The sequence below is a fragment of the Zavarzinella formosa DSM 19928 genome (genome assembly GCF_000255705.1).
Classification (GTDB): Bacteria; Planctomycetota; Planctomycetia; order Gemmatales; family Gemmataceae; genus Zavarzinella; species Zavarzinella formosa.
Genome location: NZ_JH636439.1, coordinates 811,037 through 833,140, shown reverse-complemented (window position 1 = coordinate 833,140; position 22,104 = coordinate 811,037). Strand labels below are relative to the sequence as shown.

Below are 22,104 nucleotides of genomic sequence, written 5' to 3'. Positions count from 1 at the left end.
CTCTTTGCGAGCTTTGCTATCTTTGCGAACTTTGCGAGAAGTCTTCTGATTTCGAGTTTCCCGCTCTATGAGGAACATCAAGATCGTCCTGAGTTACGACGGGACGGATTTCAACGGCTGGCAAATCCAACCGGGATTGCGCACGGTTCAGGAAACTCTCGAATTGGCGGCCGAACAAATCACCGGGAGCCGGCCGAAGGCCAACGCCAGTGGCCGCACCGATGCCGGGGTCCATGCTGTCGGGCAGGTGGTGAATTTCTACACACCCGCGACGATGACCCCGGATTCATTCCGCAAGGCGTTGAACGCCAAATTGCCGGATGACATGGCGGTGCGGGAATGCAAAGAGGCCGGAGACACCTTTGACGCCAATCGTGATGCCGTGCGGAAGCTGTACCGTTATGTGATTCGGGACACGAATATCCGCGATCCGTTTCTTCGCAAGTATTACTCCATCAGCCATCAAACACTGGATGTCGCCGCCATGCAACGGGCCGCCCGGTCACTTGTCGGCACGCATGATTTTCACAGTTTTGAAACGAACTGGCCGAACCGGGCCACCAGCGTGCGGACGATCACACATCTGAGCGTGAATCGGGCCGGTGAATACATTTGGCTGGACGTGGAGGCGGACGGCTTTCTATACAACATGGTCCGCACCATCGCCGGCACGTTGATGAACGTGGGCCGGGGATACTGGCCGGAAGAAAAAGTGGCCGAGGTTCTAAAGGCTGAAGACCGGCGTGAAGCCGGCCCCACCGCCCCGGCCGCCGGATTGTTTCTCATGAGGGTGAGCTATTGAGTTCGTCGCATCATTATCCCGCCGCCCTGACAATCACGCCGTTCACGGGCACACTCAATGTCACGGTTGACGTGCCGGGTTCCAAAAGCCTCACCAACCGGGCGATGGTCTTGGCCGCCATGAGTCCGCGTTGCACGCTCACCGGAGCATTGCAAAGCGAAGACACGGAAGTCATGATCGACTGCCTTCGCCGCCTCGGCTGGCAAGTGACGGAGGCATGGGGCAAGCAAGAAGTCACTGTCGAACGAATTGATGCCAATCACGACTCGAAGATTCCGAAAACTAACGCGGAGTTGTTCGTTGGCAACTCGGGGACGACCATCCGCTTTCTGACGGCCATGCTTGCTCTCGGAAACGGCCATTACCGGCTCGACGGGATTCCCCGCATGCGGGAACGCCCCATCGGCGATTTGCTGGACGGCTTGACACAACTTGGCGTAAACGCCCGCAGTGAAGCAGACACGGGTTGTCCCCCGGTTGTGTTGGAGGCTCATGGATTAAAGGGGGGCCGGGTTTCCGTGCGGGCCGATAAGAGCAGTCAATTCCTCAGTGGTTTGCTGCTCGCCCTGCCCTTTGCGGAAGCCGACACGGAAGTGACGATCACCGGGCCTCTGGTTTCCGAACCTTATATCGCCATGACGCTCTCGCTGCTTCGACAGTGCGGCCTGAGCGTCGAAGTTCAAGACGGTGGCAGAACTTATCGTGTTCCAGGCCGGCAGACGTTCATTGGTGGTTCGATTGCCATCGAACCTGATGCCTCCTCGGCAAGCTACTGGTTCGCGGCCGCCGCCATCACCGGCGGGCGGGTGACGGTTTCCAATCTGACTCGTGAAAGTCTTCAAGGAGACGTGGCGTTCGTCGATTGCCTGGAAAAAATGGGTTGCCGCGTGGAAGTTTGCGATCAGGGAATCACCATCCACGGTCGGCCGTTGCACGGCATTGATGTGGACATGAACGCGATCAGCGACACCGTGATGACACTGGGAGTGATCGCCGTGTTTGCGACCGGCCCAACGACGATCAGAAACGTCGGCCACATTCGTCACAAGGAAACGGATCGCCTAAGCGCGCTGGCCACCGAACTGCGGAGATTGGGGATTGGTGTCGAAGAAACGGAAGACTCGATCACCATCAACCCCGGACCCGTGCGACCGGCGGCCGTGGAGACCTACAACGACCACCGGATGGCGATGAGTCTGGCGTTGGCGGGGTTGAAATCGCCGGGTGTGACCGTCAAAAACCCCGGCTGTGTCGTGAAGACATATCCGGGGTTTTGGAATGACTTTGATCGTTGGCTGTCGCCAACTGTTCCAACTTAAACCTTCTTCGGTTCCGTCCAGAAGGGGCTGAGAGCCTTGATCTTGCCAAGGAGCTTGGCCTTGTCTTCACCCGTGGCGGTGAGCAGCTTTCGCTTGAGCTTCCGCATCTTTTCCTTACGGTGATAGCGACGATCCAATTCGATGCGACGTTCGACCATGTCCCAAGATCCCCGAAAAATGAGTGAGTCCGCACAATATCCCGTCTGCTTACCGTATGCGCCGGGCGAACCGGCGACAAGCGGACGGCAACGTCTCGTCCGTCGAATTCTCCTCGCCGTCTGGGCTGTCATGGTCCTTCAGGGGTTGGTTTTCGTCTGGCGATACGCCCTCACAAATCCCTTTGTGGACGAGTGGGATTTCGTTGAAGCCCTCTACGGGGAAGAACCCGCTCTTCCCTGGCTCTGGCAGTTGCATAATGAACATCGCTTTCCGCTGCCCCGCGTCCTGTATCTCACGCTTTTTTGGATCACCGGCGATCTGCGAACCGGGTGCTATGTCAGCCTGTTCGGCGTCTCAATGCTGTCCCTCGGACTGATGAATTTTTCCCGAAAAATCCGCGGACGGGCCAGCCTCGCGGATGCTGTTTTTCCGATGCTGCTTCTTCAATGCGGGCAGGCGGAAAATTTGTACATGGGTTACCAGATTTGTTTCATGTTCGCCTTGGTTCTGGCATGCGGTCAGCTTGTTGGAATGCTGACGGTCACTCCGCAAAACCATTTTCGCCGGGGGCTTCAGGTCGGCCTCATGGGCATCGCCAGTCTGATGTGTGGGGCGGCCGGTTTGGCCTATGGTTCCGTCGGTCTGGCATGGGTTGGGTGGCTGGCTTTTACCGGAAAGCTTTCCCCGCTCCAACGGTTGACACTGGGACCATTGGCATTAACCGTGCCTGTTTACATCTGGCTTTATCGCCAGGGTTACCGGCGGCCCGGCCATCACCCGCCAAGCGCCGGGATTTTTGAATCCATCCGGGTCGGGTTAGAAGCCCAAGCCGTGGCCGTGGGTCCGGCGGCCACCGGAATCTGGCCGTTCATCGGAATCGTGATGCTTTTGTTGGGCATTGGAACCTTCCTTGTCATCACCCGCAACCTGTTGACCGACAGCGAAAACCGTCTCCGCTGGTGGGGTCTGATGGCTATGCTGGCGGGATCGGCCGGCGTTTCCTTTGGCATCGGCTGGGGTCGATCCGGCTTCGAGGACGACATGGGGTTCGCCTGGAGGTACGGTTGGATCACTCTCCCCGCCCTGTTTACCATATGGTTCGCCTGCCTGATGGATCGTTCGAGTCAAAAACTGGAACGGCTTTTGGGTGCGTTTGCGGCAGCCGTGGTAATCATGACGCCGATCAACATCGTTAGCGGATTTCGGGACGGGGAGAAACGTGTGCTTCCTGTCGAGAAAGAATGGGAACAATGGGTAAGGGAGGGCAAATCTCCACTTGAGATCACCAAGAAATTTTACCCGGACGACGACGAGGTTCGGAAGCGAATAATCGCCGCCATGCGGCTGTTAAAGAAAAATCGGTACACTTATTACGAAATGCTCCGCGAGGGCGACTCTCCTTGAACAGCCTTCACTTGTGGCCGTTGCTTGTGCCCGTCGCCGGGTTGGCGGTCTTGCTCGCGGCTTGGTGGTTATACCGTCTTGGGCAAGATGTGCAGACGGAACGGGCCAAGGAAGCTTTTCGGCTCCAGCGGGAACGGCTGGCCGAAATGTTTCTGCTGGCCGCCAACCAAAGTGGCAAACCACGGGGTCTTCGATGGGCCGAGGGGACGATGACCGGGGAACTGGTGCTCGTCCGGGATCGTCGCACGCGAAAGTTCACTGGTTTGGTGGCAATGGACATTCGACTCGATCCGCTTCCTGACGGTGACATGGAAGAGTGTGAAGCCTCAAAGATTCCACGAACCATCACGGCCGTCTTCCATTTTCGGGCCGGGGAATGGCTCACGGAAGGACGGGCTATTTTTAACATGTCCCCCGATCAAGCCATGTCAAATTTTGACCAAGCAGAACAATCTGCTGAAAATAAAGGCCGTTCAGGTAATTTCTGAGGGCTGGACTGATTTTTCCATGAAAACCATATTCTTTTTTTAGAATGTGCTATGGTTGTTCATCGGTGGACTTTCAATTGCCCAAGCGTGTTTCATAAAGTCGTTGAATCATTAATTTGCACCAATTGATCTGACAACTTTCATGCTCGCAACACCATTCTCGCAAATATCGGATAATCTCTCCGAAGCGGGATTGTTGACTGGCGAACAATTCGACGAACTCCGCTCCCAGATATTTCCCAAATGCCGGGATTGGAACATCCTCCTTCCCGAATTGGTGTTTCGGAAATGGCTCACTCCTTATCAGGCTTACATACTGTCCAAGGGGAAAGGGCGGGATCTGAAACTCGGTTCTTATGTCCTGAAGGAACCGTTGGGCGAGGGAGGCATGGGCCGAATCTTTCGGGCCGAACACGCCAAACTACGCACACCCGCCGCATTGAAGATCCTGCGAAAGAGCCAGGCGAAAAACCCCGTCGCGATGTCCCGCTTTTTGCGGGAGATCCGGGCATTGGCCTCCCTGCGTCATCCGCACATCGTTCATGCCCTGGACGCGGATGTGGCCGGCGGCCGGATCTTTTGCGTCATGGAATATGTCCCGGGGTTCGACCTCGGGCAACTCGTCCGTCAGCAGGGCGTGTTATCGTGGGATATGGCCGCTCGTTATGCCTTTCAAATCGCCATTGCCCTTCAATATGTGTCAGCCGCCGGACTGATTCACCGGGACATCAAGCCGAGCAACATTCAGGTGACCCAAGACGGCCAGAACGTCAAACTGCTTGATTTGGGCTTGGCTCGCTTTGAGCGGTGGGATTTGAACGACGACGATGGCGGCGTCACCCAAATGGGCATGATGATCGGCACACCGAACTACATCTCCCCGGAACAAATCCGGGATTCCCGCTCAGCCGACATTCGCAGTGATTTGTACAGCCTTGGTTGCACCCTCTATTACACGCTGACAGGCCGACCGCCGTTTGAATCCGGGGACGTGGTCACCGCTTTGCAGAAGCAACTTTCCGAAGACGCCATCCCGGCGGAGAAACTGCGGCCCGATCTTCCCGCCCCTTTGGGGGCGGTCATCCGCGTTTTGATGCAAAAGAAGCCGCGTGACCGCTACCAACATCCGGGCGAACTCGTGGAGGCTTTGCGACCGTTTGTGACGCCTTCCGGGGACACGTTAAGCGACGCGGCCTCCACCACTTGCTCCGGCCTGCCTGTCTATCATCCGGATGCGGTGGCCCATTCCCGGACGGATGAAATCCCGCTGAAAGCCCTTCGTCTGGTGAATCATCGCTCGCCGGAGGTGATGTCCCGCAGGGAACAGGTTTACCACCTCCTCGGCAAGCTCCACTGGCTGATCGCCTTCTTGATTGCGGGCCTGGCAATGGTCCTTGTCATCCGAGCTTTGTGAAGACCCGTTCGGCAACACACTTCCGCCAAAATCATCTTGCCGGGGGTTGCCCTGCCCGGCACAATCAATGAACATCCGTACCGTGCCCGCGCAAGGACGTTCCCGCTGATGAATTCATTGAACTTGTTCGAGGATCCCCCGACTCCGCACATCGCGCCGGGGCGGTTTGCGGCCATCGACTTCGAAACGGCCGATCACGGGGCGGATAGTGCCTGTTCCGTCGGGATCATCGTGGTGGACGGTCTCAAGGTCACGCGAAAGGCCCATTTTTTGATCCGGCCGCCCCGGAAGAACATGCGGTTCACCTACGTTCACGGCATCACTTGGAAAGATGTGGAAAAAGAGCCTGTTTTCGCCGAAGTCTGGCCGAAAGCCGCAGAATTGCTGGAAGGCGTTGAATTTCTCGCCGCCCACAATGCCTCGTTTGATCGCGGGGTATTGGAGGCATGTTGCCGCGTCAGCGGATTGCCGCTGCCGCCCGTGCCCTTTCAATGCACCGTGCGAATCGCCCGGAAAGCGTGGCAACTCCGGTCAAACCGTCTGCCGGATGTGGCCCGGCATCTCGGCATCCCGCTGAACCATCACCATGCCGAATCGGATGCGCTGGCCTGCGCGGGAATCGTCATCGCCGCCCGAATGCAGGGGCACTTGGCTGGCAATTTCGTCCGGTGAAAAGCGGACTCTCGTCCGAGTCAATGAATGAGTTTTTCCACGTTCGACGACCGAAAATCATTTGCACCCCGCCGTCGCCCCGTTTACACTACCACCCACCACCAAATCGTGTTCTTTCACGGAGTATCTCTCCCATGTCCGACCAGATCAATCGTCCGATCGACCGTCGCTGGTTCATCGGTTCCTCGGCGGCGGCCCTCGGTTACTTCATGACGGCCGACAAACTCACCGCCGTGCGGGCGGCCGACGAGCCTTCCTCCAAAATCCGCTTCGCGGGCGTCGGCGTCGGCGGCAAGGGTTCGGGCGACATCGACCAAGCCGGAAACATCGGCCAGATCGTCGCCTTGTGCGACATCGACGAAAACAATCTGGCGGCCAAACTCAAAAAATGGCCGGAAGCCGCCAAGTTCACGGACTACCGGAAATTGCTCGAAGAAAAGGGGAAGGAAATCGACGCCGTGGTCGTTTCGACCCCCGACCACAACCACGCCTGGCCGAGCATCATGGCCATGCGGATGAAAAAGCACGTTTACTGCCAAAAGCCGCTGACCCACACGGTGTTTGAAGCCCGCCTCATGCGAGAAACCGCCAAGAAGTTTGGCGTTTGCACCCAAATGGGCAACCAAGGCTCCGCCGAGAACGGTCTCCGCCGTGGCGTGGAACTGGTGCAAGACGGTCTGCTTGGCGAGATCAAAGAAATCCACGTCTGGACGAATCGCCCCATTTGGCCGCAAGCCCCCGGCGTCATGAAACGAGCCGAGGGCATGAAGGCGATCCCGTCCAACGTGCACTGGGAAGAGTTCATCGGCCCGGCCCCGATGCGGCCGTACCAATCGGGTTACCACCCCTTCGCCTGGCGCGGCTGGTTGGACTTCGGCACCGGCGCCCTCGGTGACATGGCCTGCCACACGGCCAACATGGCCTTCCGGGCTTGCGAACTCACCAGCCCGACGATCATCGAAGCCGACGCCACCGACGTGAACACGGAAACCTATCCCTCCTCGGCCAAAATCGCGTTTGATTACCCCAAACGTGGCGACAAGCCGCACCAAGCAGCCCTCAAGTTCTACTGGTATGAAGGGAAGCGGGGCGGTAAGAAGGTGCTGCCTCCGGAAGAATTGCTGGCCAAGGTGTTGAAGGAAAAGGAAAAGCTCGCGGACAGCGGTTCGATCATCGTCGGCAGCAAGGCCATTCTGTTCTCCCCGAACGATTACGGCGCTCAATTCCGTATCATCGGAACCGAAGTGGCAAACTTGGGCAAACCGGAACGCCTGCCGATCAATGGCCGGGGCGATCAGGGGATGAAGGACGAATGGGCGAAGGCCATCCGGGATGGCAAGCCGGAAGTCGCCTACTCGAACTTTGACATCGCCGGGATGCTGACCGAAGCCATCCTGCTCGGAAACATCGCCATCCGGTCCGGCAAGAAGCTCGAATTCGATGCCGCCACCTTGAAGATCACCAACGACGCGGCCGCCAACCTGATGGTGAGCAAGGAATACCGCAAGGGCTGGGAGATTACGGAAAAGGCTTGAACCAAGTGTTCCGTTTTGAACCGTAAAACAAGAGGCCGGAATCGTCCTGCGATTCCGGCCTCTTGTCATTAACATGATGAATCACTTTCCCAACGCCATCGATTTGATCTTGATGCTCGTTCTCTCCGCACCGGAAGGAGTGGGATCAAATCGCAGGTCGGTGATGGTTCCCTTCCATTCCGGGTGGCCAGCCAATTTGATGGCGTAATCTCGATATTCGCCGTCCGGATTGAGCAGGAACGTCAGGGATCTGGCCTCCGCAAATCCGGGCTTTTCATGAGTGGCCCAAAAGAGTTGAGCCTTTGGCTCTTTTCCTTTAAACGCGGCCGCGAGGCGAAACATTGGCACATCGGCGGCTGGAACGCAAAAGGTCGGGCTGATGAGCTGCGGATCTTCCTTCGACAATTCGACGGCGAGCCCATTTTGAATTGGCCAACCGGAATCACGAGCGTTCAGGTAATACCAGTTTTGGCGGTCTTTGGTGAAAGTCCAGCTTGGGATGGCCGGTTTGGGAAGTCTTTTCAAAGCCTCTGTCCGGATGTCCGCGAGTTTGCCGACAATCAGGAAATAGGTGAACTCGTATTCGCCGTGATGGTCGAGATGTTCGACAAAATTGGGGGCGAGATAACCCGTGCTTGAATCATGGGTGCCGCCGGGACCGGGCTTGCCGGCAAAACCGCCGCTGAAGCGATGACAGCCGGGATGGCAGACGCCAAGGCCGAAATCATCGTCGTTCACCAGTGCCGCCCAACACTCCCCGGCGAACCAACTCGTCCACGGTTGATCCCGCGTCGGCACATAGGTGATTTGCGACAGTTTCTCGTTGGTCTGAGGTTTTTCTCCCTTGCAGGTCATCAAGCGGTGGTAGGGAGCATTCACATAAACAGCCGGAAGTTCCTGCATCCGGGCCGGATAAAACGTCTTGTCTTCGCGGTTGAGTGTGATCTTGCTCCGCACTTTGGCGGTCGAACCTTCCAAGGAAATCCACGATTCAAACGTGCAATCGGCCGGAACATTGTTCAGCGGCCACTGCATCGGCGCGCACTTCACATAAATCTCTTTGCCATCATTCCGTGAATCCCACACTTTGGAAGGATTCCGGAAATCATCCCCGGCCTGCACCGGATTCCAACCCAGATGCTTCCAATGATCGGCCGGTTTTTTGTCGCCAACGACGAAGGGAACCGGACCGGCGTAGTGGGACATCTGGATTTGCCGGCCCCAGTCCCAGTTGTTCACGATGTTGTCGTCCCGCCCGGCGACGCTCAGATAAGTGATCGCTCCACCGACATTCAAATCCACACCGAGTTTGATTTGGTCGTTAGCCAAAAAACTCGGTTTCGGCTCATGTCTCGGCTGGGCGGGTTCCTTGGCTGTGAGCAATCCGGCGCTGAACAAGATGCCCGCCAGCATCAGGAATCGGCCCATGAAGCATCTCCGTGTCCGACACTCGCGTCTCGGCTTGACAATCACTCCCGGTTGACGATATGCCTCTGCGGCCAGATTGTCTTACCTTGGAGTACGTTCAAAATGCGACGATCCCCCCGATTGGCGTTGGCTGCTTTGTTGGCGGCCGCCCCGCTGATGGCCCAAGAGAAACTGAGGGACGCCAATTCGCCGGAAACCCGGCCGATGCCCGGCGTGTTGCCTTCCTCGTTCACCATCAAGCAAACGCTCCCGCTCTCGCGGGAACTGGCGGTGATGATGGCGGTCAAGCCGATCCAAGTGGAGACGCAAATCTCCTGCGGAGTCCGGTTGGTTCGGGTGTCCGATGAGATGATGAAATCCCTGCGATTCCAATCGGGAGACACCCCCGCGATTCCGCAGGAGATCCGGGGAGTCAGTTCCAACGGCATCGTACGGATTGGCGTCAATTTTGAAGCCAACCCGACCAGCCCGGATGAAACCCGTCGCGTTCAGTTCCTGAAAAACGACGACCTGCGCCCTTTGATGGAAAAGTTCCAAGCCGATCCTGCGACGAACATAATGCAGGCCCCGAAAATCACCATGATGGCCGGTGAGCCCGCCAGCATTCAAGTGGTGGATCACAGGTATTTTGTCACGGATGTGAAGCTCGAAAGTGACGGTGACCGGAAAGTCTTTGTGCCCCGCGTCGAGATGTTCGACATCGGCACCAAGATGGCCCTGTCGGCCATTCCGAGCGCCGACGGACGATTCGTAAAACTGACGGCCGATGTGCGGGTCCGGGAAATGGCCGACGGAACGGTTCCGATGAAGCCAGTGACCATCAACCTGCCCACGCGCTTGCCGAATGGTTCGCCCGCGGCACCAGTGGCCTTCACGCAATACATCGAACAGCCCAAAATAATCACCCGTGGCGTCAAAGACACACTGGCGATCCCGACAGATCACTCGGCGATTCTTTATGCCGGGACGGCATCCCATGAGGTTCGCAAAGAGTTCGCCCCGCCGCCGACGATTGCCCGAATTCCCTACATCAATCGATTGTTCAGAAACGTGGGCTATGGCGTGGAAACCGATCACTTGTTGGTAATCCTCACGCCGCTTGTTTTGCCCGCCGAAGAACCTTGCAGGGAAAAATGCCAGGCAACCGACAGTCCCGTGAAATTGCTGGGTAACGACCAGTTAAAACTGTTGCTGAAGGCCTATGAGGAAGCCTGTGCCGAGGGATCGACGGACGATGCCCGCCGCCTGGCCATCGAATGTCTGGCCATCGATCCGACTTGTTTCGGGAAGAAGTGAAAAGCAAAGTCGCCCGTCGGATGCAATGAATCGGATGTCTTTCCCGCCCCTTAAGACCCCCGCTGCGTCAGCGGCGGGGTTGGCTGTCACAACTTGCAAACCCCCCCGCCGCTGACACCGCCTGACGAGCAACACGCTACAGAGCTTCTGGTTTCCAGATTTCAAAACCGGTCAAAATCGGCCCCAAAAGTGGCCTGAATAGGTTAAAAACAGCTCTCCGGCGACCATTTTTGGACAGTTGGATACCCCAAAAGTGGTCAAAAACAGTGGGCCAACTGAACACTATTTTTCAAAACCCCCAGAAAAACAAAGGGGTCGCTTAATGATTTTGGGCAAATGCGCAGCGATTTTGACCAATTGAAAATGGCCCAAAATCACCACGCCACATTGATCTCCGGATGGTGAAATGAGTCATGTGGCCCAAAATCCTTTTATCCGCGATCTGAGGGATAGTGAGGCCCCTACCCCGGCTCGCATGACACGCCGAAATGGCGGCCAAGTAATTCGACGAGGTGAATCGCGCAACCGGACATGAGGCGGTTGGCGGATTGGCCGCTGTCGAACTCGAACCATGTTTGCGGCGGGTCTTCGCCGGGGATCGAATGAAAATGGATGGTGACAAACAGCGAATCGTCTTCTTCGATCTCATGTTGCCGAAACAACACGTCCGGGTCGCCCATCACGCTCCAGAGGCGTTCTTCTTCCGGGAACACCTCGACGTTCCAGACGACCGTGAATTTGTTTCGGAAAACCACTTCGGAATCACGGGGCCGGTCGGGTAATTGCCCGAGGACGGTTTCAATCGCCGCCTCAATCTTCGGCCGGTCGAGTTCCCGCCAAGGCAACTTGTACACGCACGACCAGCTCACGATTCCCCCTCAATCACGCATGCAACGGAGCGCCGGCCCAAGCGGCCCGTGCGGCCTCGGCCATCGACTCGGAGAGCGTCGGGTGGGCGTGAGTGATGCGGGCAATGTCCTCGGCGCTTCCCTTAAACTCGACGATGGTGACCGCCTCTGCGATCATGTCGGATGCCCGTGGGCCGAAGATGTGGACGGCCAACACGCGATCCGTGGCGGCATCCGTGATGATCTTCACCACCCCCTCGGATTCATCCATGCACTTCGCCCGCGGGCTGACCGAGAACGGGAACTTCCCGACTTTGTAGGCCCGCCCGCTTTCTTTGATTTGTTCCTCAGTCGGGCCAACACTCGACACTTCCGGCCAAATATAAATCACGCTCGGAATCGTGTCATGGTTCACATGCGCGGGTTTCCCGGCGAGAATTTCCGCGAAGGCCACGCCTTCTTCCATCGCCTTGTGGGCCAGCATCGGCCCGGCGACCAAGTCGCCGACGGCATAAACGCCGGGCACGTTGGTTTGGTATTTGTCGTTGATCTCGACACGATTCGTCTTCGGGTCGAACTTCACGCCCGCCTCGGTCAGCCCCAAACCGTCGATGAACGGCTTGCGGCCGACGGCCACCAACACCTTGTCCCCGGTGAAGGTCTTCTCGGCGCCATCCTTGCCGGTCGTGGTCACAGTCACTTGGCCGCGACTGACTTTCGCCCCGGTGACCTTGGTGTCGAGATGGAATTCCAATCCCTGCTTTTCGAGGGATTTTTTCACCATGCCCGCCAGTTCGCCATCCGTCAGCGGCAGGATTCGCGGCAGGAATTCCAGCACCGTCACTTTCGATCCAAGTCGCGCCCACACGGAACCAAGTTCCAAGCCAATGTAACCGCCACCAACGACGATGAGGTGTTTCGGCACACTTGAGAACTTCAAGGCGTCCGTTGAATTCACGACATATTCGTGATCGAACTTCATGAAGGGAAGCTCGATGATCTCGCTGCCGGTGGCGAGCAACACGTTCTTGGCTTCCAGCGTTTCCGTGCTGCCGTCGGCCTTGTTGACTTGTACCTTGTTGCCGGCCAACAGTTTGCCGGTGCCGGTAAACGGAGTGATCTTGTTTTTCTTGAACAGGAAACCGATGCCATCGGTTAGCGATTTGACCACGCCATCTTTGCGTTTCATCAACGCGGCGAGATCAAGAGAGACCTTGGAAACGCTGATGCCGTGCCGGCCGAGATTATGCGAAGTGAGATGAAACAATTCGCTGGAATCGAGGAGTGCCTTGCTCGGGATACAGCCGACGTTCAGACAGGTGCCGCCAAACGCCGGGCGTTTGTCGATACAGGCGACCGACATACCGAGTTGGGCCGCCCGAATCGCCGCCACATAACCGCCGGGTCCGCCGCCAATGACGACCAAATCAAATGAGGCCATGATCTCTCGTTCATTTATTGAACGAATGACCAATGCAATGACCAATGACCAATGACCAATGACCAAACCGTTTAGCCGACATGCCTCACTCCGATGACTTCGCGTCGCGGCTTCACGGTTTGGTCATTGGTCATTGGTCATTGGTCATTGGTCATTGGTCATTCTTCAGGGGTCAGATTTCCAACAACATCCGCTCGGGTGATTCCACGCAATCCTTGATCCGCACGAGGAACTGCACCGCCTCGCGGCCATCAATCAGCCGGTGATCGTAAGAGAGCGCCAGGTACATCATCGGACGGATGACGACCTGATCGTTCACGGCCACCGGGCGTTTTTGAATGGTGTGCATCCCCAAGATCGCCGTCTGCGGGGGGTTCAAAATCGGCGTCGACAGAAGCGATCCGAACACGCCGCCGTTGGTGATCGTGAAGGTGCCCCCCTGCAAGTCACCAATGCCGATCTTGGCATCGCGGGCCTTCACGGCCAACTCAACGATCTTCTTTTCGATGTTTGCAAAACTCAGACGATCCGCGTCGCGCACGATTGGCACCATCAGCCCGCGTTCGGTGCTGACGGCCACGCCGATGTCGTAGAAATGTTGTTTGACGATATCGCCACCATCGATCCGCGAATTGGCGAGCGGGAATGCCTTCAGGGCTTCGATGGAGGCTTTCACAAAGAACGACATGAAGCCGAGGCCGACGCCGTGCTTCTCCTTGAACTTGTCCTTGAACTTCTCCCGCAGTGCCATGATCGCCGACATATCCACTTCGTTGAAGGTCGTCAGCGTGGCCGTGGTTTGTTGCGATTCGACCAAGCGTTGGGCAATTCGCTGCCGGATGCCGGTCATCTTTTCGCGGGTTTCACGTTCACCGGTGCGAGCGGAAACCGGCGGCGGCGTGGCAGGAGTCGGTGCCGGTGAGGCGGCCGGAGCCGCTTTGGCCGCGTAAACATCTTCCTTGATGACCCGACCACCGCGACCGGAGCCGCTGATCGAATTGGGATCAATCTTCTCTTCTTCAGCCGCCCGCTTGGCGGCCGGGGAAAGCATGGCCTCCCGTGCGGCCGGTTCCTTCGCGGCAGCCGCCGGAGCGGCCACTTTCGGAGCAGGGTCGGCCGGGGCGGCGGCAGTCGCTTTGGCGTTTTCATCCACGGAGCCGATCACCGCTCCGATGGCGACCGTGTCGCCTTCTTTGGCGATGTGCTTCAACACCCCGGCGGCCGGGGCGGGGACTTCGGCGGTCGCCTTGTCCGTTTCCAGTTCGCACACCGGCTCATCCCGTTTCACCGCAGAGCCATCGGCCTTCAGCCATCGGCTGATTCGGCCCTCCGTGATGGACTCGCCGATGGTGGGAACCTTGATTTCAATTGGCATGATTCACTCTTCGCCGCTTCGGTGGGAGAAATATTCGCCAAGAATGCCCGACGGACCGTCAGGCCGTCTGGTGGCCGTCCAGGCTCATTTGTTTGGTTTCCGGACGCTTTGCGGAGCCGATGACATGCGGGCCGGAGTTGCCGAACAACGCGGCCTCAATCAATTCGCCCTGTTCCCGCTGGTGGATCTTCAACGAACCAACCGCCGGGGAAGCGCTGGCGTCCCGGCCGATATACGACACGTTGTGGCCCATCGCCCGTAAACGGGGTTCGACGAAGCCCCAACCGCCCATGTTTTGGGATTCTTCTTGGACCCAAACCATCTCGGCCCCGTTGTAACGGCTCAGGGCTTCCCGCAGCATGTTTTCCGGGAAGGGATAGAACTGTTCCAACCGGACAATGGCGACGTCGTCTTTCGTCCGCTTTTCCAGCAGTTCGTAATAGATCTTCCCGCTACACATCACCACCCGGCGAATCCGGTCGGGTCGCGGCGTGGTGTCGTCGATTACTTCGCGGAAGTGGCCGTCGGTGAAGTCCGTGATGGCCGAGACGCATTCCTTGTGACGCAGCAAACTCTTGGGCGTCATAATGACCAGCGGCTTGCGGAAGTCCCGTTTCATCTGACGCCGCAGGGCGTGGTAATACTGGCTCGGCGTGCTGAGATTGCAAACTTGGATGTTGTCCTCGGCACACGATTGGAGGAATCGCTCCATCCGGCCGGACGAATGCTCAGGCCCCTGCCCTTCGTACCCGTGCGGCAGAAGCATCACGATGCCGCTGGACCGCTGCCACTTCGATTCGCTGCACACAATGAATTGGTCGATGATGCTTTGGGCGCCGTTCACAAAGTCGCCGAATTGGGCTTCCCAAAGCACCAGCGTGAGCGGGGCGTCGAGCGAGAAACCGAATTCAAACCCGAGAACGGCTTCTTCGCTCAAAAGGCTGTCGTAAACAACGAAGTAAGCCGGTTCTTTCGCCAGTCCGTCGAACAGCACATACCGTTTGCCGTTGTTGGCATCCGTCAGCGACGCATGACGCTGGCTGAATGTGCCACGGCGGCAGTCCTGTCCCGTGAGCCGGACGGAATGGCCGTCCACCAGCAATGAGCCAAACGCCAGGGCCTCGGCGGTCGCCCAGTCGATGTTGCGGCCCAAATGCACGTTTTCCCGGCGTTGCTCCAGCAGTCGCGTCACCTTTGGATTGACGGTCACACCAGCCGGAACGGTGGTCAGGTGGGTAATCACCTGCTTGAGCGTCTCGATGCTGGAATTGGTTTTCGTCGGTTTCGGTTCGGGGTGATACTTCGGCTGCAGCGATTTCCATGTGCCACTGAAAGCCGACATGCCCCGGCGGCCGGGCGCGCTCTCCCGCATTTCCCGTTGGGCGGTGTCCAGTTTGTTTTGGAACCGCTCGGCCAGTTCGTCGCCCTCTTGGCGTTCCAAGCTCCCTTCGGCGATCAGCTTTTCCGTGTAGATGGCCGAGACGCCCGGACGGTTTTTGATCTTGGCATACATCAACGGTTGTGTGAACGCCGGCTCGTCCCCCTCATTGTGCCCGTGACGGCGATAACAATACATGTCGATTACCACGTCACGCTTGAAGGTTTGCCGGAACTCGATGGCCAGTTCGGCGATGAACACGCACGCCTCGACATCCTCCCCGTTGACGTGGAAGATCGGGGCCTGGATCATCTTGGCCACGTCGCTGCAATACGTCGTCGACCGGGAGTCCACCGGCGAAGTGGTGAAGCCAATTTGATTGTTCACGATAACGTGAACCGTGCCGCCGGTCGTGTAGCCTTCAAGATTGGCGAGGTTCAGCGTCTCGGCCACCACCCCCTGACCGGCAAAGGCGGCATCGCCGTGAATCAGCAGCGGGACGCCGGCCGTGCGATCATTATCTTGGTGGCTGCGTTGCTTGGCCCGCGTTCGCCCTTCGACGACGGGATTCACCGCCTCCAAATGGCTCGGGTTCGGCGTCAGCGACAGGTGAATTCGTTTGCCATCGGCGGTGTCAACGGTGCTTGAGTAGCCCAAGTGGTATTTGACATCCCCGTCGCCATCAATCGAATCCGGAAGGAAGTTGTCTTCAAATTCGGCGAAGATGTTCTGGTACGGCTTGCGGAGAATGTTGGCCAGCACGTTGAGCCGACCCCGGTGGGCCATGCCGATCACGAATTCTTTCGCCCCGAGGCTTGGGGACTTTTCGATGATCGCATCCAGCACCGGGATGAGCGTCTCGGCCCCTTCGAGGGAGAATCGCTTTTGACCCTGATAGCGTGTGTGCAAAAACCGCTCAAAGGCTTCCGCGTAATGGGTCATCATCAACGTGCGGCGTTTTTGCTTTTCCGAAAGATTCGGCCGCATCCGGCGGGGTTCGATGCGGGCTTTGATCCATTCACGGACGGCCGTGTCCTGGATGTGCATGTATTCGACGCCCACCGTGTTGCAGTAAGTCTCTGTCAGGGCGGTCACCAACTCGCGAAGGGTGGCATTCTTCATGCCGTGGAACGCGGAGCAATCAAAGGTTCGGTCGAGGTCTTTTTCGCTTAATCCGCATTGGGCAAGGGCAAGAAGCGGATGCTCATCGGGTTTGTCCGATAGGGGGTCCAAATGGGCCTGCAAATGCCCGATGTTGCGATAGTGCATCACCAAGCGAACAATGTCCGTCTGGCTGGTGTCATCCCCGCTGAGTGCTGGCCGGGAACCCGCGAGTTCAAAACCCTCGAAGAATGCCTGCCAGCGATCATCCACCGAAGCCGGATCGGCGTTCCACCGCCGATAATACTCTTCGATGACTTCGAGATTCTCACGACGGGCAAAAGTGGGGGTGGACATGGTCTGGTCCGGAATCCGGCGAGGTCGGGTATTGAGGGTATGAATGCTCTACCATCATGATAGCCCGGAGTGCAACCGGTCTTCTGATGATTTCCCGGCGGCCGGGAGAGGAAGTGCCCGCCGGGGTGGTCCGAAACGTCTGCCTGTCTTGAGCTTACACCGGATAATCCGATCGTCACGGGCATTTTGGGAGGATTTCAGGAGGATTTCGCCCCGTTGACCGTTTCTTCGTACAAGTCAACCATTTGCGGCAAACAAACATCCACGCTGTAAGCCTCCCGGATTTGCCGGGAAGCGGTCTCTCCAAGAATCCGATATTCGTCCCGTCGATCAAGCAATTGAATCGCGTATTCCGCGAACGCCTCGACATCAAAAAAGTCCGTGAGGATGCCGTTCTCGCCGTGCCGGATCATTTCCCGCACCGGGGCGGTGTCCGAGGCAAGAATCGTCGCCCCGCAGGCCATCGCATCCACAAGCGACCATGAAAGAACAAACGGGACCGTCAGATAAAAATGCACGTCGGTGATGTTGAAGAGTTTCGCCAGTTCGGGCGGCGGGATCAGCCCGAGGAACACAAACCGAGATTCGTCATAGGAATCCTGTGAGAAGACCCACTCCTTGAAGGTCTTGCCGCCAGTGAACTTGGCATCGCCGCCATAACAGACGCGATCCTGGCCGGCGATCAGAAAGATCACATCCTTGCGGCGATCACAGATCTTTTTGGCCGCCTTCATGAAGATGTCGAAACCCCGCATGGATTCCATTCCGCGGGTGGCGTAGGTGATAACCTTTAATTCATCGGGAATCGCCCGGCCGTTGATCACCCTCGGCAGGTTGGGCATGGGCTTCCAAATCGATGTGTCAACGCCATCGAAAATTTGCCGGACCTTGGGCTGAAACTCGGCCGGAAACAAACTCTTTTGAAACTTCGTGGGGCTGTAGCCAACGTTGCAATTTTCGAGATCCAACAGGAGAGTGGCGTTTCTGGCCCGCGCCCGCAACGCATCAATGGGTTGCGATGGAAAGTCTTTTCGGAAATCCATGTCCGATTGCCGCGTGCGGTAAAAATACTCGAAGTAATTGATGATCGGAACGTCGGGATAAAGTTCCTTGAGGAACAACGTCGAACCGAAACCGGAATGCCCCACAATGAGATCGGGCTTGATGTCCGGCCGGGCTTTGAGGGCTTCGTGGACGGCGAACGCATGCCGGGTGGAATTCTCAAAAGTCCGGGTGCAGTAGTGGTTTTGCTCGGTGGCCCCGCCGACGACCTTGTATTGGATGCACTCGATGCCGGACACGACGCCCGCCCGCTTCTCCGTGACGAACGAGCAACGATAACCGTGGCGTTGAATCAGGTGCCCCGCGACGTGGCCGAATTGGGCGGGAAAATTCTGGTGAACGAAAAGAACATGCATCGGCACGTTGTCTCCCGAAAATGGCCGACGGACAATTCGCATTTAACATGTTATGCCCGAAAGCATTTAAGCAAAAACATTTTGCCATGAGCTTTGCGAAGCCCCTCTGGACGACGTTTTCCCATGATTTTCCGGGGAATTTGCTGATATCTTGCTTGCTGCTTCAATCGTCATAACTGTCACAACCCGATCTTTTTGCTTGACATTAGTTGTTACGCTGCATAAGTTTGACGCCGGGAGTGCCATTCGACCCCAGCCCTTGGCGGGAGCCGATCCGTGACCAAAAAAGAAATCGTTCGACAAATTTCCGACCGTGCCGACTTGACCCAATTGAAGGTCAAGGAAATCGTCCAATGGACGTTTGATGCCATCATCGAAACGCTCATCAAGGACGGACGCATCGAACTCCGCAACTTCGGCGTCTTCGAGGTGAAGAAGCGGAAGGCCCGCCGGGCGCGCAACCCGCGAACGGACGAGAAAGTCTTCGTCCCTGAAAAGAACGTTGTCACGTTCCAACCGGGCAAGGAGATGGAAGAGCGTGTTCGCGTGGAAGCCAAGGTTCACGAACCGAAGCGCAAAAAGGGCAAGGCGGACGCCGCCCCGAAAAAGCCCGCCGCCAAAAAGGCGAAGGCCGCTGATGCCGCCCCGGCGCCGAAGGGAAAACCCAAGAAGGCCCCGAAAGTCGTTCCGCCGACGGAACCAACCCCGGTCACTCTTCCGCCGATTGACACAACTCCAAGCATGAACGGCACACCGGACATCGGGACGCCGGATATTGGAACACCGACTCCGATTCCGGTCATCCCGGTTCCGGAAAGCATGGCGGGATAATGATCCAACCCGGAATCCGGAACTAGAATCGAGAACTTCAGGGTCTGGGTTTTCGTTTCGAGTTCCGCATTCCGGGTTGGATCTATGTCATTTTCCCAAACGCTCGACATCCTCTACGAAGACAATCATCTCATTGCGGTGAACAAACCCGCCGGGTGGCCGAGCGCGCATTTCGATGGCGAAGACGAAACCGTCGACCGGTTGGTGAAGGACTATCTTCGGGAAAAGTACAAAAAGACCGGCAATGTCTTCTTGGGGGTGGTCCACCGGCTCGACAAGCCTGTGACCGGCGTTCTGCTGTTCGCCCGCACCAGCAAAGGAGCGGCCCGCCTTAGCGAGCAATTCCGGGATAACGCCATTGAGAAGACTTATTGGGGAATGGTGGAGATCCCCGACACGGAGCCTCGACCGTGGCCCCTGGCCGGGACATTGGAAGACTGGCTGCTGAAGAATCACACCACCGGGGTGGTGCATGTCGTCCCGCCAAACACACCGGAAGCCAAGGCCGCGTTATTACACTACACGACGGTCAAAACGCATGAGAACCTTGCCTGGCTCGACATTCGCCCGCAAACCGGCCGCACGCATCAACTTCGCGTGCAACTCGCCTCGCGTGGCCGACCAATGTACGGCGACCACAAATATGGCTCTCGGTTGAACTTTGGCCACGGCATCGGACTTCATGCCCGCTCGCTGACATTTCTTCATCCGATCCGTCATGAGCCAATCACACTGACCGCCGAAATCCCCAAAAGCTGGCGGGGCCGCTTCGCTTATCTTTTGGCCGGCCGGATGTGACGATGTGAGATGTGTCAACGAAAAAGGCCCCCACAAGCGTTCTTGTCGGGGCCGGATGTTTCTTGTTATTCTTCGATATTAGTAACGGTCGCGACGACCGCCACCGCCGCCGCCACCACCGCCGTAGCCGCCGCCACCGCTGCGACCACCGCCACCACCGTAGCCGCCGCCACCACCGCTGCGACCGCCGCCGCCTTCGCGGGGCTTGGCTTCGTTCACCGTCAGGGCGCGGCCGTCAAGCTGCGTTCCGTTCAGGGCCGCGATGGCCTGGTCACCACCGTCACTCATTTCAACGAAGGCGAACCCCCGGGGACGACCGGTTTCCCGGTCCATAATGAGCTGGACTTTCGTCACCGTTCCGTACTGCGAGAAGGTCTCCCGGAGTTGGTCCTCGGTCGTCGAGAACGCCATGTTGCCGACATACAAATTCTTCGCCATCGTGGATCTCTACAAAGCAGACTGGAGAAGCGGGCACGGAATTGTGGCCATCTTCAAGACAGGCAAAAAGCCCGCCATTCCATCATGCTACCCGATTTGATGATCTTGCACACCTTATTTTCACACAAAATAATTCCTTCTCCGAAACGATCAATATCCCACAACCGGATTTGCCGTGAAAACATCACAAAACGCGAGAAAATTACGGGTTTTTCCATGACGGCGATTTTCGTTGGCAATCCGCGTGAGTTCGGCAATAATTCATATCACCCGCCAAACTCTCCAAAAATTTGTTGCGTGAATCGAATTCACGAAAGTAACTGAAATGCCAAAACAAGTCTTGTCCCGCCGGACATTTTTACGCGGAGCGGGAGTGGCCATCGCCCTGCCGACCTTGGAGGCCATGCTACCGCGGGTGGCAAGGGCTGCCACGCCCGCGCCCCGTCGCATGGTCGCCATCCAGACCAACATGGGGATTTTGCCGCAACACTTCTTCCCAAAGGAAGCGGGTCAGGATTATGCGCTCACACCCTATTTGGAAATTCTGAAGGCCCACCGCAGCAAGTTCACCGTTTTCAGCGGGGTCTCTCACCCGGATGTAGACGGCGCCCATGAGGCCGAGCGGGCGTTTCTCTCGGCGACGCCGCACCCCGGCAGCTCCGCATTCAAAAGCACGATCTCGCTGGATCAACTGGCGGCCGAGCGTCTTGGGGCGATCACCCGGTTCGGCTCGTTCACCTTGGCGATCAATGCCGAAGGCAATCAAGGAATGTCTTTTTCGCGCAGCGGCGTGAAGGTTCCCCCGGAACGCTCGCCGGCGGCCCTCTATCGCAAGATGTTCCTGCAAGGCAAAACTACGGAAGTGGAAGACCGGCTGGCCGACTTGCAACGGGGTCGAAGCTTGCTTGATTTTGTCTCCGACCGGGCCAAGACCCTGAACAAAGACCTCAGCCCGGCCGACCGGCGCCGGATGGATCAATACTTCTCGGCCGTCCGCGATCTTGAGGTGCAACTGCAACAAGCCCAGGAATGGGAACGCAAGCCGAAGCCCAAGGCCCCCGCCCCGGAACCGGCCGACATTGCCGAATCAAAGAAACTGATTGAGCGTGTCCGGTTGATGCTTGATGTGGTGAAGATGGGATTGGAAACCGACTCGACCCGCGTGGTGAGTTTGTTCATCAACACGTTCTCGGTCGTTCCCGAAGTGCCCGGCGTCAAGGAGGAAACACACTCGCTGACCCATCACGGCAACCGGCCGGAGTCCCTCGACCAACTCTTCCGAATCGAATCGGCGTTGTTCAAAACCCTCGGCGGCTTCCTTGACAGTCTGGCGGGAGTGAAGGAAGAAGGCGACAACCTGTTCGACCGGACAATGGTCCTCTACGGCACGCCGATGGGAAGCGCCAACTCCCACGCAAACACGAACTTGCCGGTGTTGCTGGCCGGGGGCGGCTTCAAACACGCCGGTCACCTGGCCTTTGACGTGAAGAAGAACTACCCGCTTCCGAATCTCTATGTCTCGATGCTCAACCGAATGGGGTTGCCGCTGGACAAGTTTGCCAGCAGCACGGGGACAATGAGAGGCTTGGAAGGGTAAAGGAC

At 57.6% G+C, this 22,104-nt stretch carries 19 protein-coding genes; 11 read left to right on the top strand and 8 right to left on the bottom strand.

All coding sequences use genetic code 11. The annotated features are described in order from the left end of the window. Positions 1–67 precede the first annotated feature (67 nt). Together truA and aroA are read left to right on the top strand one after the other, a co-directional pair. Complete coding sequence (truA, locus tag BGIM_RS0104425; protein ID WP_020468592.1) at positions 68–802, top strand: tRNA pseudouridine(38-40) synthase TruA; 735 nt, start codon at positions 68–70, stop codon at positions 800–802. Further along, complete coding sequence (gene aroA / locus BGIM_RS0104420) at positions 799–2,121, top strand: 3-phosphoshikimate 1-carboxyvinyltransferase (RefSeq protein WP_020468591.1); 1,323 nt, start codon at positions 799–801, stop codon at positions 2,119–2,121. Before truA ends, aroA begins: the two co-directional genes overlap by 4 nt. Here the strand turns inward: aroA and BGIM_RS65525 are convergent. Then, entirely contained in the window at positions 2,118–2,279 is a 162-nt protein-coding gene (locus tag BGIM_RS65525; RefSeq protein WP_020468590.1) for a DUF6800 family protein, read from the bottom strand. The genes aroA and BGIM_RS65525 overlap by 4 nt on opposite strands. 19 nt (positions 2,280–2,298) lie before the next feature. Between BGIM_RS65525 and BGIM_RS0104410 the strand changes: the two genes are divergently transcribed. From BGIM_RS0104410 to BGIM_RS0104390, 5 genes are all read left to right on the top strand, one after another. Next, positions 2,299–3,684, top strand: a complete 1,386-nt coding sequence (locus BGIM_RS0104410; protein ID WP_157368606.1) for a hypothetical protein — start codon at positions 2,299–2,301, stop codon at positions 3,682–3,684. After that, entirely contained in the window at positions 3,681–4,172 is a 492-nt protein-coding gene (locus tag BGIM_RS0104405; RefSeq protein ID WP_020468588.1) for a hypothetical protein, read from the top strand. The genes BGIM_RS0104410 and BGIM_RS0104405 overlap by 4 nt, the downstream gene beginning before the upstream one ends. Positions 4,173–4,314: 142 nt before the next feature. Beyond that, positions 4,315–5,586, top strand: coding sequence for a serine/threonine protein kinase (locus BGIM_RS48625; protein WP_052639642.1), 1,272 nt, complete (start codon positions 4,315–4,317; stop codon positions 5,584–5,586). A gap of 108 nt (positions 5,587–5,694) precedes the next feature. Then, entirely contained in the window at positions 5,695–6,258 is a 564-nt protein-coding gene (locus tag BGIM_RS0104395; protein WP_052639751.1) for a 3'-5' exonuclease, read from the top strand. Positions 6,259–6,392: 134 nt separating this feature from the next. Further along, a complete protein-coding gene (locus tag BGIM_RS0104390) occupies positions 6,393–7,793 on the top strand; it encodes a Gfo/Idh/MocA family protein (protein ID WP_020468585.1) in 1,401 nt (466 codons plus the stop codon). A gap of 81 nt (positions 7,794–7,874) precedes the next feature. Here the strand turns inward: BGIM_RS0104390 and BGIM_RS0104385 are convergent, their stop codons facing one another. Further along, positions 7,875–9,221: a hypothetical protein gene (locus BGIM_RS0104385; protein WP_020468584.1), complete on the bottom strand. Its 1,347-nt coding sequence runs from the start codon at positions 9,219–9,221 to the stop codon at positions 7,875–7,877. 102 nt (positions 9,222–9,323) lie between these two features. Here BGIM_RS0104385 and BGIM_RS0104380 point away from each other — a divergent pair, with 102 nt between their 5' ends. Beyond that, positions 9,324–10,517: a hypothetical protein gene (locus BGIM_RS0104380; RefSeq protein WP_020468583.1), complete on the top strand. Its 1,194-nt coding sequence runs from the start codon at positions 9,324–9,326 to the stop codon at positions 10,515–10,517. Positions 10,518–10,978: 461 nt separating this feature from the next. Here BGIM_RS0104380 and BGIM_RS0104375 read toward each other — a convergent pair whose 3' ends face one another. From BGIM_RS0104375 to BGIM_RS0104355, 5 genes are all read right to left on the bottom strand, one after another. Next, on the bottom strand, positions 10,979–11,386 hold the full coding sequence (locus BGIM_RS0104375; protein ID WP_157368605.1) for a hypothetical protein: 408 nt from the start codon (positions 11,384–11,386) through the stop codon (positions 10,979–10,981). A gap of 13 nt (positions 11,387–11,399) precedes the next feature. After that, on the bottom strand, positions 11,400–12,806 hold the full coding sequence (gene lpdA, locus BGIM_RS0104370; RefSeq protein WP_020468581.1) for a dihydrolipoyl dehydrogenase: 1,407 nt from the start codon (positions 12,804–12,806) through the stop codon (positions 11,400–11,402). Positions 12,807–12,978: 172 nt separating this feature from the next. Then, positions 12,979–14,181 carry a 2-oxoglutarate dehydrogenase complex dihydrolipoyllysine-residue succinyltransferase gene (odhB, locus tag BGIM_RS0104365; RefSeq protein WP_020468580.1) on the bottom strand — a complete coding sequence of 401 codons (1,203 nt, stop codon included), beginning with the start codon at positions 14,179–14,181 and terminating at the stop codon, positions 12,979–12,981. Between the two features lie 58 nt (positions 14,182–14,239). Continuing rightward, complete coding sequence (locus tag BGIM_RS0104360; RefSeq protein WP_020468579.1) at positions 14,240–17,017, bottom strand: 2-oxoglutarate dehydrogenase E1 component; 2,778 nt, start codon at positions 17,015–17,017, stop codon at positions 14,240–14,242. Between the two features lie 197 nt (positions 17,018–17,214). Further along, positions 17,215–18,435 (bottom strand): glycosyltransferase, encoded by a 1,221-nt coding sequence (locus BGIM_RS0104355; RefSeq protein WP_020468578.1) that lies wholly within the window; start codon positions 18,433–18,435, stop codon positions 17,215–17,217. Positions 18,436–18,711: 276 nt separating this feature from the next. On the opposite strand from BGIM_RS0104355, the gene BGIM_RS61115 reads away from it, so the two are divergent. Beyond that, entirely contained in the window at positions 18,712–19,266 is a 555-nt protein-coding gene (locus tag BGIM_RS61115) for an HU family DNA-binding protein (protein ID WP_020468577.1), read from the top strand. Positions 19,267–19,350: 84 nt separating this feature from the next. Then, on the top strand, positions 19,351–20,064 hold the full coding sequence (locus tag BGIM_RS48620; protein ID WP_020468576.1) for an RluA family pseudouridine synthase: 714 nt from the start codon (positions 19,351–19,353) through the stop codon (positions 20,062–20,064). A 78-nt stretch (positions 20,065–20,142) separates the two neighbouring features. Here the strand turns inward: BGIM_RS48620 and BGIM_RS0104340 are convergent, their stop codons facing one another. Then, positions 20,143–20,502, bottom strand: a complete 360-nt coding sequence (locus BGIM_RS0104340; RefSeq protein WP_020468575.1) for an RNA recognition motif domain-containing protein — start codon at positions 20,500–20,502, stop codon at positions 20,143–20,145. 325 nt (positions 20,503–20,827) lie between these two features. On the opposite strand from BGIM_RS0104340, the gene BGIM_RS0104330 reads away from it, so the two are divergent. After that, positions 20,828–22,099: a DUF1552 domain-containing protein gene (locus BGIM_RS0104330; RefSeq protein ID WP_020468573.1), complete on the top strand. Its 1,272-nt coding sequence runs from the start codon at positions 20,828–20,830 to the stop codon at positions 22,097–22,099. Positions 22,100–22,104: the final 5 nt, after the last annotated feature.

What these genes read in the sequence shown, in the direction of transcription:
- BGIM_RS0104330 (WP_020468573.1), top strand. Translation starts at nt 20,828, where the DNA reads ATGCCAAAACAAGTCTTGTCCCGCCGGACATTTTTACGCGGAGCGGGA.
- BGIM_RS65525 (WP_020468590.1), bottom strand. Translation starts at nt 2,279, where the DNA reads ATGGTCGAACGTCGCATCGAATTGGATCGTCGCTATCACCGTAAGGAA.
- BGIM_RS0104360 (WP_020468579.1), bottom strand. Translation starts at nt 17,017, where the DNA reads ATGTCCACCCCCACTTTTGCCCGTCGTGAGAATCTCGAAGTCATCGAA.
- truA (WP_020468592.1), top strand. Translation starts at nt 68, where the DNA reads ATGAGGAACATCAAGATCGTCCTGAGTTACGACGGGACGGATTTCAAC.
- BGIM_RS0104340 (WP_020468575.1), bottom strand. Translation starts at nt 20,502, where the DNA reads ATGGCGAAGAATTTGTATGTCGGCAACATGGCGTTCTCGACGACCGAG.
- BGIM_RS0104385 (WP_020468584.1), bottom strand. Translation starts at nt 9,221, where the DNA reads ATGGGCCGATTCCTGATGCTGGCGGGCATCTTGTTCAGCGCCGGATTG.
- lpdA (WP_020468581.1), bottom strand. Translation starts at nt 12,806, where the DNA reads ATGGCCTCATTTGATTTGGTCGTCATTGGCGGCGGACCCGGCGGTTAT.
- BGIM_RS0104395 (WP_052639751.1), top strand. Translation starts at nt 5,695, where the DNA reads ATGAATTCATTGAACTTGTTCGAGGATCCCCCGACTCCGCACATCGCG.
- BGIM_RS48625 (WP_052639642.1), top strand. Translation starts at nt 4,315, where the DNA reads ATGCTCGCAACACCATTCTCGCAAATATCGGATAATCTCTCCGAAGCG.
- BGIM_RS0104390 (WP_020468585.1), top strand. Translation starts at nt 6,393, where the DNA reads ATGTCCGACCAGATCAATCGTCCGATCGACCGTCGCTGGTTCATCGGT.
- BGIM_RS0104355 (WP_020468578.1), bottom strand. Translation starts at nt 18,435, where the DNA reads ATGCATGTTCTTTTCGTTCACCAGAATTTTCCCGCCCAATTCGGCCAC.
- BGIM_RS0104380 (WP_020468583.1), top strand. Translation starts at nt 9,324, where the DNA reads ATGCGACGATCCCCCCGATTGGCGTTGGCTGCTTTGTTGGCGGCCGCC.
- odhB (WP_020468580.1), bottom strand. Translation starts at nt 14,181, where the DNA reads ATGCCAATTGAAATCAAGGTTCCCACCATCGGCGAGTCCATCACGGAG.
- BGIM_RS0104410 (WP_157368606.1), top strand. Translation starts at nt 2,299, where the DNA reads ATGAGTGAGTCCGCACAATATCCCGTCTGCTTACCGTATGCGCCGGGC.
- BGIM_RS48620 (WP_020468576.1), top strand. Translation starts at nt 19,351, where the DNA reads ATGTCATTTTCCCAAACGCTCGACATCCTCTACGAAGACAATCATCTC.